The sequence below is a fragment of the Clostridium sp. DFI.5.61 genome (assembly GCF_024462915.1).
In the GTDB taxonomy this organism is placed as follows: Bacteria; Bacillota; Clostridia; order Oscillospirales; family Oscillospiraceae; genus Lawsonibacter; species Lawsonibacter asaccharolyticus.
Genome location: NZ_JANGBZ010000007.1, coordinates 35,704 through 49,883, shown reverse-complemented (window position 1 = coordinate 49,883; position 14,180 = coordinate 35,704). Strand labels below are relative to the sequence as shown.

Annotated in this window: 13 protein-coding genes; 9 read left to right on the top strand and 4 right to left on the bottom strand. The window is 62.9% G+C overall.

Going from position 1 to position 14,180, the window contains the following annotated elements; translation table 11 throughout:
* The first annotated feature begins 205 nt into the window (after positions 1–205).
* Entirely contained in the window at positions 206–451 is a 246-nt protein-coding gene (locus NE584_RS05500) for a helix-turn-helix transcriptional regulator (RefSeq protein ID WP_242850288.1), read from the top strand.
* 90 nt (positions 452–541) lie between these two features.
* On the opposite strand, the gene NE584_RS05495 is transcribed toward NE584_RS05500, so the two are convergent.
* The 4 genes from NE584_RS05495 to NE584_RS05480 all read right to left on the bottom strand — a co-directional run bounded on the left by NE584_RS05495 (position 542) and on the right by NE584_RS05480 (position 4,136).
* Positions 542–1,027, bottom strand: a complete 486-nt coding sequence (locus NE584_RS05495; RefSeq protein WP_108980680.1) for a hypothetical protein — start codon at positions 1,025–1,027, stop codon at positions 542–544.
* Between the two features lie 217 nt (positions 1,028–1,244).
* A complete protein-coding gene (locus NE584_RS05490) occupies positions 1,245–1,862 on the bottom strand; it encodes a TetR/AcrR family transcriptional regulator (RefSeq protein ID WP_050623638.1) in 618 nt (205 codons plus the stop codon).
* A gap of 109 nt (positions 1,863–1,971) precedes the next feature.
* Positions 1,972–3,225, bottom strand: coding sequence for a coproporphyrinogen-III oxidase family protein (locus tag NE584_RS05485; protein ID WP_108980679.1), 1,254 nt, complete (start codon positions 3,223–3,225; stop codon positions 1,972–1,974).
* Positions 3,226–3,233: 8 nt separating this feature from the next.
* On the bottom strand, positions 3,234–4,136 hold the full coding sequence (locus NE584_RS05480) for a radical SAM protein (RefSeq protein ID WP_050623636.1): 903 nt from the start codon (positions 4,134–4,136) through the stop codon (positions 3,234–3,236).
* Between the two features lie 483 nt (positions 4,137–4,619).
* On the opposite strand from NE584_RS05480, the gene NE584_RS05475 reads away from it, so the two are divergent.
* The 8 genes from NE584_RS05475 to NE584_RS05440 all read left to right on the top strand — a co-directional run bounded on the left by NE584_RS05475 (position 4,620) and on the right by NE584_RS05440 (position 14,154).
* Positions 4,620–4,928 carry an MGMT family protein gene (locus NE584_RS05475; RefSeq protein WP_108980678.1) on the top strand — a complete coding sequence of 103 codons (309 nt, stop codon included), beginning with the start codon at positions 4,620–4,622 and terminating at the stop codon, positions 4,926–4,928.
* The gene (locus NE584_RS05470; protein WP_050623634.1) at positions 4,925–5,587 is read left to right on the top strand and encodes an HD domain-containing protein; all 663 of its coding nucleotides are present in this window, start codon (positions 4,925–4,927) and stop codon (positions 5,585–5,587) included. The genes NE584_RS05475 and NE584_RS05470 overlap by 4 nt, the downstream gene beginning before the upstream one ends.
* A gap of 189 nt (positions 5,588–5,776) precedes the next feature.
* Complete coding sequence (locus NE584_RS05465) at positions 5,777–6,148, top strand: BlaI/MecI/CopY family transcriptional regulator (RefSeq protein ID WP_050623633.1); 372 nt, start codon at positions 5,777–5,779, stop codon at positions 6,146–6,148.
* Positions 6,145–7,056, top strand: a complete 912-nt coding sequence (locus tag NE584_RS05460; RefSeq protein WP_256182101.1) for a M56 family metallopeptidase — start codon at positions 6,145–6,147, stop codon at positions 7,054–7,056. The genes NE584_RS05465 and NE584_RS05460 overlap by 4 nt, the downstream gene beginning before the upstream one ends.
* On the top strand, positions 7,053–8,795 hold the full coding sequence (locus NE584_RS05455) for a hypothetical protein (protein WP_256182100.1): 1,743 nt from the start codon (positions 7,053–7,055) through the stop codon (positions 8,793–8,795). The genes NE584_RS05460 and NE584_RS05455 overlap by 4 nt, the downstream gene beginning before the upstream one ends.
* Before the next feature lie 44 nt (positions 8,796–8,839).
* Positions 8,840–10,015 carry a hypothetical protein gene (locus tag NE584_RS05450; protein WP_256182099.1) on the top strand — a complete coding sequence of 392 codons (1,176 nt, stop codon included), beginning with the start codon at positions 8,840–8,842 and terminating at the stop codon, positions 10,013–10,015.
* A gap of 17 nt (positions 10,016–10,032) precedes the next feature.
* Complete coding sequence (locus NE584_RS05445) at positions 10,033–12,153, top strand: hypothetical protein (protein ID WP_256182097.1); 2,121 nt, start codon at positions 10,033–10,035, stop codon at positions 12,151–12,153.
* A gap of 51 nt (positions 12,154–12,204) precedes the next feature.
* The gene (locus NE584_RS05440) at positions 12,205–14,154 is read left to right on the top strand and encodes a hypothetical protein (RefSeq protein ID WP_108980672.1); all 1,950 of its coding nucleotides are present in this window, start codon (positions 12,205–12,207) and stop codon (positions 14,152–14,154) included.
* Positions 14,155–14,180: the final 26 nt, after the last annotated feature.

The window sequence follows — 14,180 nt, the reverse complement described above, 5'->3', positions numbered from 1 at the left end:
CCCTCTATTCTAACAGAGGCCGCAACAAAAGAACATCCCCCTCTGAATTTCCCTGCCCCCGCTTTTCACGTCATTTATCGTGTCTGATTTGATATTTGCCATGTCAAAATTATAAATCGATATTTAAAACACGTCAATAGCCGTGTTTTAAATTATTTTGTATCCCCCTCATCTTGGGTACACTATAGACAAGGGGGGATGGGGCTTGGCACGGCAATTTGACAACCGCGAAAAAATGGCGGATCTGTTCTTCGCCATCAGCTATTACCGCAGGCGCAGGGGCATGTCTCAGGAGCAGCTGGCGGAGGAGCTGGGCATCAGCCGCCAGCATCTCGCCGCCATCGAGGCCCCGAACATGAACCGCGGCCTCTCTCTGGAGCTGCTTTTCAACATCGCCACGGTCCTGGAGATCGAACCCTATCTTCTGTTGAAATTCAGCCCGGAAAAATGACCTTGACCATACCGGCCATGAAAGCGCAGACGAAGTCCCCTTCGCCTGCGCTTTTCCGTTTCCCCGGGTGCTCCCCAGCCCCTGCGGGCCTTATTTTTTTGCGAAGCGCTCCAGGAAGAACTTGGTGAAGGCCGCCAGTTCCTCCTCCTGGGATACATAGATGTACAGTGACTCGTCTTCCAGCCAGTCGTAGGCATTGATGGCGATATAGCCCCGGCTGTCGGGGTAGATGACAAAGGCGTCGGTGGGGTAGCGGTTGCGGTAGGCCTTCAGAATATCCGCGCGTCGGTAATACACTGGCTCGCCGCAGCCGGAGAGATCCGGAACAGTGGGGACGACCACGATGGTCTGGCTTTCCTCGTTCCACCCCACGATCAGGCTTCCCACCTTCCGCCTGCTCCCGTGGACGAACCCATAGTTGAATCGGCTCACATCCTCGGTATAGCCGGAGATCAGCCTGTACTCGCCTCCGTTTTCCACAACCCGGTCGAACATCTGCCGCATCTTTTTCGCGTTTTCTCCGCTCTTCTCCAGATCCACTTCCGGACCTTTCCACAATTTGCTGAAAAATCCCATAATAGATTCCTCCTGAATGATAGTATGTGATCTCCGCCGGACACAGTGCTTTCCTGTCCTCCGCCCGGTCGGGTGCTTGGGGACATGCTTCGGAGCTCTGCCGGCTCCGTCAAAATAAAGATATTCTTCATATTTTGTATTTATTTAGGGGAGTCGAAAGCCCGCCGGGTCCGGACTGCTGTGCCAGATATCCCGGCGGGCCGCATCCCCGCTCCGGTCAGGATCCCTGCTCCTTCAGGCGCTCCAGGCGGTCCACGATGGCGTCGATCTGGAAGGCCACCGTCGCATCAGCGGCCTCCGGCACGAACAGCGGCAGACTTTCCGGGATAGCCCGGCGCACGATCATGGCCGTCAGGCTCAGGTTTGTGAACAGCTCCACCCGGTCCCGGTCTGCCCGGACCCCAAAGCACTCCAGGATCTTCCCGAACAGGCGGGCCTGCTTCTCCCGGAACACGCGGCAGTTGTCCGCTGACAGGCGCCGGAAGATCAGCTGCTGCTCCTCAATGGTCAAAACAGCGATGCCGTTTTTCTCACCATAGCAGCATGCATGGAGGAACTGCCGGACCCCCTCCCGCCAGGTCAGTGCCGGATCTGCCATCAGCCGCTCCGCGTAGGCCAGTATCCTGGGTTGCTGGAGATAGAGGGTCTCCACGATCAGGTCCTCTTTCGTCGGAAAAAATGAATAGAAAAAGGTACGGGAAATGCCCACCGCTTTGTAGATCTGCTCCACCGTGGTATGCTGGATGCCCTGCCTGGCCATCCGCTCCAGCGCCTCAGTGACCAGTGCCGCCCTGATCCGCTCCCGGTCCTCCTCAGAATAGGCCACCTTTGGCACACCCGCACCCCCTCAAATAAAAACACTTTCTATAATTTGTTCTTATTTTAACACATTTTTTTCAAAAATCAAGTACAGGACAGATCTGTGAGCTCCCGCCGTGCTCAGATCACAGCTCGATCTTTTCCGGGAATGCCTCGTTTCTCAGCACCCCCCACATCTTGTCGATATAGGCCAGGGTATAGAAATTTTCATAGTAGTGGTAGTAAAACGCGCCCTTCAGCGTCATGCTGTATCTCTCATCCCGCCGGGTGACCAGCCCCATCCATTGTGCCAGCCTCAGCTCCATACCGTACATCTTTTTCAATGGGACGCCGAAAAACTGTTCAAAGGCACCGGCATCCACCTCTGTGCTGTAGGCGGTCCAGAACAGATAATAGACCATCCGCTGACGCAGAGAAAACCGGAGTGTCAGGGAGGTGGGGAGCTTCCCTTCGTCGATCCTTCTGCAGTATTCTTCCACAGAAAAGGTGTTGATTTTGAACTGATCTCTCAGCAGGGTGGCGGCTGAGCACCCAAACCCCAGAAAATGGTCCCTTGTCATGGAGGAATACACTGCGTCCTGATCCTTTGCAAAGGTCCACACAGAGCTACGGATGTATCCCCGGTCCAGGCACCAGCGGGTGATGCCGTCCAAAAGCGCCCGCTTCTCCCCCTTTCCCATAGCCTGCACCGTGCTGGACGTGAAGGTGAAATCAATGAAGGGATAGATCGCCACATGATTGGCACCGGCCTGGAATGCAGTCTCCAGGTCCATCTCCAGATCCTCCAGGTCCTGTCCGGGCAGGGCAAAAATAAAATCCATGGACACCGTTTCAAAGTGGACCTGGGACAGCGCCTCCCGCAGGGCTGGGAGGTCCACAGGCCTCCGTCCCAGCAGTCCCTGGAACTTTCTCTGGAAGGACTGGACCCCGATGCTGATCCTGGTCACCCCCGCATCCCGCAGAATGCGCAGGACGGAGGGCACCACATTCTCCGGGTGCAGCTCCACCCCGACGCCCTCGGTGATGATAAAATGCGCCTCGATGGCTTCCATCACCTCTTTCAGCCGGCCGGCCGCCAGCGCCGGCGTACCGCCGCCGAAGTAGAGGCTGGTGACCCTTTTCCTGCCGGGGAGCTGACCGCCCACCAGGTGGATCTCCTGGATCAGCCGGTCCAGATAGCGGTCGCAGACCGCCCTGTCATACTGGACCTTGCAATACGGGCAGAAGCCGCACAGCTCCCTGCAAAACGGGATATGCACATACAGTCCCAGCCCCTCACACTGGGAAAAGGGCAGCTGCTGGTCGTATTCATTTTGAAAGAGAAAGGGCTTGGCCGAGCGGGTCAGCCACATCCTCGTCAGGTCTGTGATGATACTCATGATGCTCCTCAAATATACTTCAGGTAGGTCCGCAGCATCTCCAGAACGATCCTGGGATGTCCCCGGAACAAGAGGGTGTATTCCGCCACAAAGAAGTAGCCGCACTCCCTGCACAGGCCGGGCACTTCAATGCAGCGCCCGCATGTGGACAGCTTTCCGTTTTCCACCACCACGCACTGGTGGCACGGCGTGGGGAAGCGGTTCTCGATCAGGGCTGGGAAAGCGCCGGGCAGATTGAATACAGGCGCGCCCGCTTTCATCATCTCCCTGATAACGCCGCAGCACTCCGCCTTTTCTTCCCGGGTGAGGGCAAGCTCCCTGGTATCGGGATAGGGCGTGTGGAAATTAAAGGAGACCGCCCGCACATTTTTGGTCTCCTGCGCCGCCAGACAGACATCCCGGACTGCGCCTTTGTTGATCTGGTTGATCGCCATATAGAAGCAGATATTGTCGGAAGTGGCGTGCTCCACATGTTCCATGATGGTGTCGTATGTGTCGCCCCGGATGGCATTGTGGCGTGCCCGGTCACCGTCGAGGCTGAGCAGGATCAGATCCGCCTCCGGCAGATCAATGGGGAAGGTGCCGTTGGTCACGACGTTGACCAGGAGAAAGCCCATTTTCTTGGCCTCCACCACCAGGTCCCGCACCGTGCGCGCCCCGTCATGCCACAGGAAGGTCTCTCCCCCGCAGAAGAACAGGATGCGCACCCCCATATGGTAGAGGAGCTCCATCTCCCGGCGGATCTGTTCATAGGGATGGTCCACCGATGTCAGATCGTGGACAGAGCAGTGCCTGCACTTCAGATTGCACCGGTCTGTGACGATCACTGTGCCCAGGATGGGCTTTTTTTCCCGCAGAAGAATGGTCCTGACCCCAAAGGCGGCAAAATGCAGAAATGAAGAAAGCTTCATCCTGTCTCCCCCTCTCCAAAGCGCCCGCCGGACGGCCTGCCCGCAGCCTGTTTGAAACTACTATATCATAGTCCAGCATACACTTCCACCTGTTATGGTGGAAATTCCCCTTTTTCTTCCGCACATGCAGCGGGCATCAGGCATTTCCACGGGAGCCCGTTTCCATTTCCCCGCTTCTCCCGCAACGATCTCCTATTCCCTCATCCGCCTGCGGGAACGATGCCCAGCTTAGGAGAAATTTTCTGTCCTGATGCTCTTGGGGCTTGAAATTACCAGGATCATCCCATACAATAGGGATGTCCCCAGCTGTTTTTCCAACCTGCAAGGGCGGGGAGCACCTGCTTCCAGGCCGCTTATGATCGATGGAGTGTTGGTGTCTGTGTTTTATCTGTTTTTCTGCCCGGCCCATAGAGGGGCCCGTCCCGCCCAAGCGGGGCGCCCCCGCCGCTGTGCCCTGTGACTCCCGGGCGTCCTGATTTTTTTATGGCGGTCTACGCCGTGGTGGCCCGCATCCCGGCAGGACAGGTGGCCACCTATGGTCTGGTAGCCTTTCTGGCCGGCCGGCCCAGGGCCAGCCGCATCGTGGGCTGCGCCTTGGCCCGGGCACCGGAGGGCCTGCCCTGTCATCGAGTCCTGTACCGGGATGGGGGCCTCAGCCCCGCGGACGTGTTCGGCGGAACGGGCATCCAGCGCCTGCTGCTGGAAGGAGAGGGCGTCCCCTTCCTGCCCGATGGCAGGGTGGACCTGTCCCGTTGCCTGTGGGACGGCGGAGAAGAAAGGAGCACCCTATGAATGTTACCTTTGAGATGGTGAGGAGTTCTCCGGAGATCCGCACCTACATCACCCAGGCGGACGCCTCGCTCACGGCGCTGGGCTTTACGGAGCACTCCTTCGCCCACGTGACCAAGTGCGCCGAGGTGGCCGCCCGCATCCTGACCCAGCTGGGCTACACCCCGAAAGAGGTGGAGCTGGCCAGGATCGCCGCCTACATGCACGACATCGGCAACGTGGTCAACCGCCACGACCACGCCCTCAGCGGGGCCACCATGGCCTTCCGCATCCTGGACAAGATGGGGATGGAGCCCCCCGACGTGGCCGCCGTCATCACTGCCATCGGCCACCACGACGACTCCACCGCCTACCCGGTGAACGCCATCGCCGCCGCCCTGATCCTGGCCGACAAGACCGATGTGCGCCGCAGCCGGGTGCGGAACAAGGACATGTCCACCTTTGACATCCACGACCGGGTGAACTACTCCGTGGAGCGCTCCGAGGTGCTGCTGGACCTGCCGGGACGGACCGTGACTCTCTCCCTCTCCATCAACACGGAGGTGTGCGCCGTCATGGACTATTTTGAGATCTTTCTCCAGCGGATGCTCCTCAGCCGGAAAGCTGCCGAGACCCTGGACCTCAAATTCCGGCTGGAGATCAACGGACAGATCCTGCTTTAGTGCCCCGCTCCCCTCCGCGGCACCGCTTTTCCCTATTTTCAGGCCGTCTGCCTTTTGGCAGGCGGCCTGCTTTGTTCTGCCAGAGCCCTGCCCCGGCCGCTCTGTAACCACACTGTAACTTGACCTTTATTTACTTCAAATGTAGTATATTATTACAAACTACAAAAGTAGTAGATTGGAGCGATAGCTGTGAAACGACTCCCCGACACTGAGCTGGAGGTCATGAAGGCCCTTTGGGACTCCGGCCCCGACACCCCCCGCGCCGCCCTGGAGCGCGCTCTGGCCCCCCACGGCTGGGCCGCCAACACCATCAACACCTATCTCACCCGGCTGGCGGACAAAGGGTTTCTATCCGCCCGCCGCCTGGGCAGGAGCAACCGGTACACCCCCCTGGTCAGCCGAGAGGACTACCTCTCCTTTGACAGCCGCTCCGTCCTCTCCCGCCTGTACGGCAGTTCCCCCCGAAACTTCGTGGCTGCCCTGGCCCGGGACGGGCTGGCCCCCGGCGAGGTGGACGAGCTCAGGGCCCTGCTGGATGAGCTGGAAAGGGGCGCCAAATGAACCGATTTCTCCTTGATCTGGCCGCCCTCTCCCTGGGCGGCGGGGCAGTGGTCCTGCTCCTGCTGCTGGCTGCCCGTCTCACCCGGGGCCGCTACGCCGCCCGGTGGCGCTGTACTGCCTGGCTGCTCCTCTCCCTGCGGCTGGCTGTCCCCTTCCCCCTGCTCCCCCATACGGGGCCGGCCGAGGCACCAGTCCAGCTGACCGTCCCCTCCAACCCGGTGGTCTTCACCTATTCGCCGCCTGTCTCCCAGCCCCCGGCGGCCTCCAGCCGCCCAGCCCAGTCCCAGGCCGCGCCCTCCCGGTCTGAGCCGGTCCAGAATGCCGTCCAGCCGGAGGCCCCGGCGGAATCAGGAGGATTTTCCCTCTCCCTCGCCCAGCTCCTCCTGATCCTGTGGCTGCTGGGCGCGGCGGGGGTCCTCCTGTGGAATGTGGGCTGTCACCTCAGGTTCTGCCGCTGGCTCCGCCGCTGGGGCCGGGAGGCTGAGGAGACTCCCCTGCTGGCGCGGTACCGGGCGCTGGGGGACCAGATGGGCCTGCGCCGTCTGCCCAGGCTGGTCCTCTGCCCCTCTCTGCCCGCCCCCATGCTGGCCGGTCTGCTCCGCCCTGTGATCCTTCTACCGGAGCCCCTCCCCCAGAGCGCCCCTCTGGAGTGCGCCCTGCGCCACGAGCTGACCCACTTCCGCCGCCGAGACATCCCCCTGAAGGCCCTGGTGCTCTGGGTAAAGGCCCTGCACTGGTTCAATCCGCTGATGTGGCTCATGGCCCGGGCGGTGGAGCAGGACACAGAGCTGGCCTGTGACGACAGCACCCTGCACGCGCTGCCCGGGGACCAGCGTTCTGCCTACGGCCGTTCCATCCTTCAGGCCGTCAGCGCCGTCCAAAACAGAAAGGAGGAGGACCAGTCTTGACCCGCCCATGTCCTTACACGCCCCTCTCTACCCCCCTCTCCGGCTCCGCCCGGCAGGCGGAGGCGCGTATCCGCAACCTGTTCCAGGGCCCCAAACGGCGGCCGCCGGTCTGGCTGATGGCCCTGACCCTGCTCCTCATTTTCTCCTGCGGCGGACTGGTCACCTGCCGGACCGCAGCCTCCCCGCCCCCGGAGGAGGGCGCCCCCGTATTCTCCCTTACCACCCCGGGCGAGGAGTCGGTCCCCTTCTCCGATCTTCTGGGCTTCTCCGGCACCGCCATCCACACGGTGCGGGAGGACCTTTCAGACTGGTACGAATACCAGATCCGTCTGCCCGACGGGACTTCTTTCTCCTTGGCGGACACCTCCGGCCTGATGTACCACCTGGATCTGGACGGGGACGGCCACCCGGATCTGCTGGCCCATGACCCCGACGGCGGCTGGCTGTTGGTCTGGCGGAGGTGGCCGGACGGCTCCGTCCGCTCCCAGAATCTGCGCCAGGCGGCGGCTGAGCTGCTGGGCCTGGAGGGCACCCCCTGGGAGCTGGTCGCCTTGACCTTCCACCCTCAGGACGAGATGGTCTCCATCCGCTCCGCCGCCGACCCGTCCCAGATCCTCCTCACCCTCCCCCTGTCTCAGCTGCTGGAGGCCGCCTGCGGCGGGAATATCCTGCTGGCCTCCTCCGGCCAGCAGGGAGAAGATCTTATCCCTCTCAGTGATACTCTTCCATTTGGGACCTATGCGGTGTTCTGGGAGGGACTGGACCTGGACGGGACAGGGGGAACAGACGATTCTGTCACGGTCTTCTCCTATGATGACGACAGCGCCTCCGGTCCCCTCACTGTGGTGGAGGCCGCCCTGGGCACCGGAGAGGTGCTGACTTGGGAACTCCCCTCCACCGGCCATCCCAGGCTGCTGCCCGCCTCCTTTACCCCCTCGGGGCTGCAGTCCGTCGTCCTGGTCCTTGAGGACCGCTACTCCAATTACGGCGCAGCCAGCTGTTTCGTGCTGGCCGTGGAGGAGGGGGCGCTGACAGAGCAGGTCCGGCTGGGCACCTGGGAGGACAACGCAGACGACCTCGCCCCGGACTGCCCGGTGATCTGGTCCGCCTACCTCCATACCAGGCCGGACGGCCTTCAGGTCCTGCGGGTACCCATCCTGTACGACAAATGGCACCAGCCGGAGTGGGCCACCCTGTCCTGGACACAGGCGGGGTGGGACTTGACCCGAGACGGCTATCTGACGGACACTGAGACCGTCACCGTTGGACCGGGCCGCACGCTGACCCTGGCGCTCCGCTGCCCCATCCCCGCGCCGGACGACTCATCTCAGCTCCGCTATGACCAGATCCAGGTCCTGGACGGCGGCACTCTTCTCCAGACCATCACCCCAGACTCCTTCACCCCCGACAGCCGGGCCGCCTTTCAGGGGTTCGTGGCCTTCTCCCCCCTGCTGGACTATGTGGATGTACGGGACATCGATTTTGACGGCAGTGAGGACTTTGGAGTTCTCTGTGACACCACCCACAACGAGGCCCACTGCTGGTTCGTCTGGGACGAAGCCTCTGGCTCCTTCCGCTATCTGACCACCCTGGGGGGCCGGCTGGAGGTCCTGCCCGAGACCGGGCAGCTGGTGGAGGGCTGGTGGACCGATGGGCCTGAACCCGTCTACCACGCCCTCGCCTACAACAGCCGGGGCGAACTGGTCCTGGTCCCCTCCCAGTCGGATGGTCTTTTCTGAGGCCCCGCCTTCGACATTAAAAAATTAGAAAAGAGGTATCTGCCATGCGCGCTCTGCCTGAACCGCTCCCCTCTTCCCGTTCCGGCTCTGCCCGGCGGACGGCTTCCCTGGTCCTGTCCCTCCTTCTCGCCTGCGGAGCGCTTGCGTCCTGTCGAGGGGAGACGCCCTCTGCTCCAGTCAAGGGAGAGGCCCCACGCCTGGTCTTCTCCCTCCATCGGCTGAATCTGGATGGCGTGGGGAGCATCGACGACAGGGCCGCCGTTTTCATCCGGGGGGACGCCTCCACCACCGTGGAGGTGCGGCTGGGCACCGGGGAAGAGCTCTCCTGGACCTATGACCACCCGGATCTTGCCTTCTCCCGGCAGGTCCTCACGTCTGCCTATCTGAGCACCAAAGATCACCAGGCCCTCCTGCTCCAGGCGGCCCTCTCCCACTCTGACCATGATGCGGCCCAGTACATCATTCTGGAGGTGGAAAACGGCCGTCTGACGGAACAGGGACGGCTGGCGGAGGACGACCCTGCCTCCCTGGCCCCGGGGCAGTTCACCACCCAGTCTCAGGTGACCCGTCTCCCTGACGGCTCTATGCAGGTCCTGCGGGTGCTTCTGAAGGACCCCGACGGGCAGGCAGACCGCTGGCATCTGCTCGCCTGGGAGGACGGCGCTTTCACCCTCACCCCCCAGCCTGTCCCAGATCTGGCCTATCTGCTCATGAGGGAACATCATAACTTCCCCTATGACGCCCCGTACATGTCCTCCCAGCTGCTCCTGTCCCGGGAGGGGGATGGCTGCGTCCTGGGACTGGCCCTGGTGGAAGGGGGCACTCACTCCGCCGGAATGGGCAATCTGATGGTTGGGCTCTGGGATCTGGAGTCACAGCAGTGGCGGGGCCAGGTCCACCTTTTGGGGGGCGACAACGGGCTCTGGTCCTCCTGGACGGCTGCGGACGGCTCCCTCCACATCCTGTGTGCCAATACCTCCGCACATAGCGGGTGGGAGGGCCCCAGCAATGCCGCCCACTACCGCTTTGACGGCAGCACCCTGGAGGAGCTGGCCAGCTGGGACTACTATGACGAGGATTACAAGGCCGTCCCGAGGGAGGGAAGACTGGATCTCTACTCCTTCAATCCTCAGTATGAGTTCCAGTTTCATAACCCGGATTACAGCGGGGTACCCCTCCCCAGCCAGTGGATCTATTCCCACTTTCAGCCCCTCGCTTAGAAAAAGGAGATACCGCCATGGACCGAACCTCCCCTCGCACCCCTTTCTCCACCCCGCTCTCCGGCTCCGCCCGGCAGGCGGAGGCGCGCATCCGCAACCTGTTCCAGGGCCCCAAGCGGCGACCGCCAGTCTGGCTGATGGTCCTGGCCCTGCTCCTCATCCTGTCCTGCGGCGGGCTGGTGACCTGCCAGGACCAAAAGGTTCCGCCGGAAAAGGCGGAGATCAGCGCCCTCTCTGCCTCCGCCACCTCCCAGCCTCTCTCCAGTGAGGACCTCCTCCTGGTAGACGCCCTGTACGGGGCCGCCGCTCCCCAGATGGGTACGGCAGAGGACGGAGAATCCATCCCCCAGCTTCTCTGTGCCCACAGCCAGGACGGGACCACCCTGGCCACCGCTCTCTTCCAGAAAGACTCCGCCTCCTGGCTGGTCATCGGGGCAGTGGAACAGGCGACCAGCACCCTACGGGGCCCGGCCTATGTGGTCTCCGGACCGGAGGGGGCCGCCCATATCTTCCCGTTCCGGGAGTACGGCAGCGGTCAGCTCCGCCTGCTCTACACCTTCAACACCCTGGATCAGGGCAGCCGCTCCGGCTCCGCCGGGGTAGTGTGCCTGGAGGACAGCCGGCTCACCTGGGCGTGGCCGGCGGAGGGGGACATCCTGGAGGAGGGCTCCCGGGCCGCTCAGGAATATGAGGAATTCTGGCAGACCTATCTGCCCCTGCTGTCCCCCTCCGGTGTGGAGCTGTTCTCCCGGGAAACGGCCTCCAGCCCCTACGGGGGCTCTCCCGCCCATTGGACCTATCACCACTCCGACTCCTTCTGGTCTTCCCCGGAGCTGGACCTGCCCGACGGGGTGTATGAGCAGGCCCGGGTCTGGCTGGAGTGGCTCGCTCAGGAGGGCTGCAATCCCTGGCAGACGGAGGGCCTCCCCGCCGCCTGGCAGATCCGTGCCCTCACCCCCGCCGATGGCCGCTACCTGCTGTCCTCCCCTGCCGCCTCCGAGGAAGCTGACTATCTGTTGACAGCCCAGGCAGACTCGGACCCGGAGTTGTGCCTCACTGCCCGCCTGCGCCTCCGACACGGGACCGGGGAAGTACCTCAGGCCGTAGAGTGGACAATAGGCACGCCACAAGAGCTGGGGCTGGACGGGGAACCTCCCCGCTGCCCCCTCCCCCTCTCGGATGGCCGCACTCTCACCCTGGAGTTTGACGAGTCTCCCATCGACGGCATGGAGAGCACGGTGCTCATCCGTCAGGTGAAGGTGTGGGACGGCCCTGTCCTGCTCCAGTCCATCACCGCCGGCTCCGTCTTGGAGGACGGGCTCCACCTCTATGAAGGCCTGTACCGCCTCCTGGATTCGGACAAGGTCCCTGGCGCTCCCGACCTGCGGGACCTGAACGGGGACGGCTCCGCGGACCTGGGCCTGCTGGTCAACTGCGGTTTTCCCCACAACGTGAACTATGCCCACTTCCTCTGGAACGAGGCGATGGGGCAGCTGGTGTTCTCCGGCCTGTTTTTTGCCCCCCTGGAGCTGGAGGACACAGGCGGCGTGGTGGAGACGGAGCATGTCTCCAACTATCCGGACATCCGCCGTCGGTACACTTTCTCCAGGTACGGCGTCCCCCTGCTCACCGGCGTGGTATCCCGGGGGGCTCTTCCTCCGGAGGAGAGCACGCTCCCCATCCCAGAGGAGGGCGTCCATTTCACCTTTTCCAGCGGGGCTGGGGCTTGGAGCACCGACCTGACCCTGTTCCCTGACGGCACCTTCTCCGGGAAGTTCCACAACCGCGATATGGATATCACCTATCTGTGCCAGTTCCAGGGGGCCTTCTCCATGCTGACCCCCCTAGACAGCCGCACCTGGTCCCTCACCCTCACGGACCTGGAGGTGACCACCGGCCGCCCGGAGGGGACGGAGTGGACGGAGGGCGGCATCCGCTATGTGGCCGCCGCCCCCTATGGGCTGGATGGTGGAAACGAGTTTTGTCTCTACCTCCCCGGCACTCCTGCGGAGAATATTTCCCCGCGCTGCCGCTCTTGGCGCGGCGGCTATTACGGGCTGTTTGAGGCGGGCGCTGTTCTCTCTGGGTACGGCCTGTGTGATCTGCGGTGGGGATACGGCTTTTTCTCCTTCTCCTGACCACCCCGCGCCGTTCTCCCCGCTCCATTTCTTCTGAAAGGACGTGCTTTTATGGCCAGATCCCAGTGTCCCTCCACCCCCTTCTCCACGCCCCTCTCCGGCTCCGCCCGGCAGGCGGAGGCGCGCATCCGCAACCTGTTCCAGGGCCCCAAGCGGCGACCGCCAGTCTGGCTGATGGTCCTGGTCCTGCTCCTCATCCTGTCCTGCGGCGGGCTGGTGGCCTGCCAGAGCCAGGAGGCTCCGCCGCTGGAAGGGGACTGCGTCCAGACAGGGGAGCATGATGCCCCTAGTGCCCGGCTGATACAGGCCGTTCTGGACCGGGGACTCTCCGCCCTGGATCTCACCTCTCCTCCAGTCAGCCAGGTCCTGGCCACGCTCCCGGGAAACGGGTGCACCTTGGCCGCTGTCTCTCTCTCCGACGGGTCCTCCCACTATATACTGGCCATCGGCGTGGTGCAGGAGTCCGACGGGGCTGTCGGCCCTGTCTTTCTGGTGCAGGGCCAGGGATGCCAGCCCCATGCCGTTCCCTTCCAGCAGGACGGGACCTCCTATCTCCTGTACACCGCCAACAGCCTTTCCCAGTGGCTCTCTCAGGGAGAATCCGGTCTTCTCGCTTTCGACGGCACTCAGTTCACCTGGGTCTGGCCGGTGGAGGGAGACGTCCGGGAGGAGGGCTCCGCCGCCCGGGCGGCCTATGACTCCTACTGGGAGAACGCTCTGGCGCTCCTTGCTCCAGGCGGCGTGGACGTGTTTGCCCGGACGGACTACGCCGTCATTGACGGAGACGGCCCCCAGTGGCTCCCCGATCACAATGAGCAGTTCTATACGGCCCCTGAGGACCAGCTGAACATCGGCATCTATTACCAGACCCGGGTGTGGCTGGAGGATTTCACCCGCAGCGGGCACAACCCCTGGAACGCCCACAATGCCTCCGCCTCCTGGCAGATCCTCTCCCTCGCCCCGACGGACGGGTCCTATCCAGGGCGGAACGACATGGCGGAGGCCTCCTACGACCTGCTGGCCCGGGCGGACGCAGACAGTGACCTCTACTTGGCCGCCCGCATCCGGTACAGCCCCGAAGAGGGATGCATCTCTGTCGTCCAGGGCTGGTCCATGGGCTCTTATTCGGAGGTAGAGGCCGCCATGCAGGCTCTGCCGGAGGAGGACACCGTACCCTCCGGCCTGAACAGCAGAGAATTTTATGCCCTGGTCCGTCAGTATCTGTCTGCCCGTCTGGGGGCGGACCAGATCTTCTTTTCCGGCTGGGACCAGCTTTCTCCTCCCCAGGAGGGGGATCTGCTCCTGACTCTGGTGGACTATCTCGGCTCCGCCGCCCTGGCGGACAACACTGTGGGCTCGGTCTATACCATGGAGGCCATGCAGTTCCGTGCCGGCAGCTGGGTCCCTCAGGAGGCGCCCTTCACCCTCGTCCTCAGCCGAAGCGCCGGGGACGGAGTCTTTCTGTCCGTGGCGGGGGAGGCCATCTCCAATCCTGCCGCCATGTCTCTGGACGAGGTCGCCCGCCAGCCCTTCCGGGATCTGTACGATCCGGAGATAGCCCTGTTCCGGGACGGATGGCCCACCCCCGCTGGGCCCGGGCTCCAGGATACAGCTCTGTTTTTCTCCCAGGCCGGCGTCCGGGAGGAGCTGCCTGGTGAGGGGCTGGTCCAGAACGAGGGGGACATGTGGGTCCGATACAGCTGGGACGGCTTTTCCGCCGACTATTACCACCTGGCCTCCGACGGCTCCGAGACCCTCCGGGGAGTGGAGACCACCCGGACCGATGTGTACACCCTCCGAGGCATCCGGGTGGGAGACAGCCGCCAGCAGGTCCTGGCCTCCTATCCAGCTCTGAAGTCCGAGAGCACCAGGAACCCCTCCCTGAATGAGATGGACTGCATGTGGTACTGTGAGGACATGGACAACGATCAGGGGCTGGCTCTTCTGTTCTTTTTTAAAGGGGAGCATGTCAGCCGCATCGTCTTGACCCGGCTGCTCTGAGCCCCCTCCGCATACCGAAAGGAGAT

Coding starts and splice junctions, on each gene's coding strand:
- NE584_RS05485 (WP_108980679.1), bottom strand. CDS start 3,225: ATGAGTATCATCACAGACCTGACGAGGATGTGGCTGACCCGCTCGGCC.
- NE584_RS05475 (WP_108980678.1), top strand. CDS start 4,620: ATGGCGGTCTACGCCGTGGTGGCCCGCATCCCGGCAGGACAGGTGGCC.
- NE584_RS05440 (WP_108980672.1), top strand. CDS start 12,205: ATGGCCAGATCCCAGTGTCCCTCCACCCCCTTCTCCACGCCCCTCTCC.
- NE584_RS05445 (WP_256182097.1), top strand. CDS start 10,033: ATGGACCGAACCTCCCCTCGCACCCCTTTCTCCACCCCGCTCTCCGGC.
- NE584_RS05495 (WP_108980680.1), bottom strand. CDS start 1,027: ATGGGATTTTTCAGCAAATTGTGGAAAGGTCCGGAAGTGGATCTGGAG.
- NE584_RS05470 (WP_050623634.1), top strand. CDS start 4,925: ATGAATGTTACCTTTGAGATGGTGAGGAGTTCTCCGGAGATCCGCACC.
- NE584_RS05480 (WP_050623636.1), bottom strand. CDS start 4,136: ATGAAGCTTTCTTCATTTCTGCATTTTGCCGCCTTTGGGGTCAGGACC.
- NE584_RS05450 (WP_256182099.1), top strand. CDS start 8,840: ATGCGCGCTCTGCCTGAACCGCTCCCCTCTTCCCGTTCCGGCTCTGCC.
- NE584_RS05460 (WP_256182101.1), top strand. CDS start 6,145: ATGAACCGATTTCTCCTTGATCTGGCCGCCCTCTCCCTGGGCGGCGGG.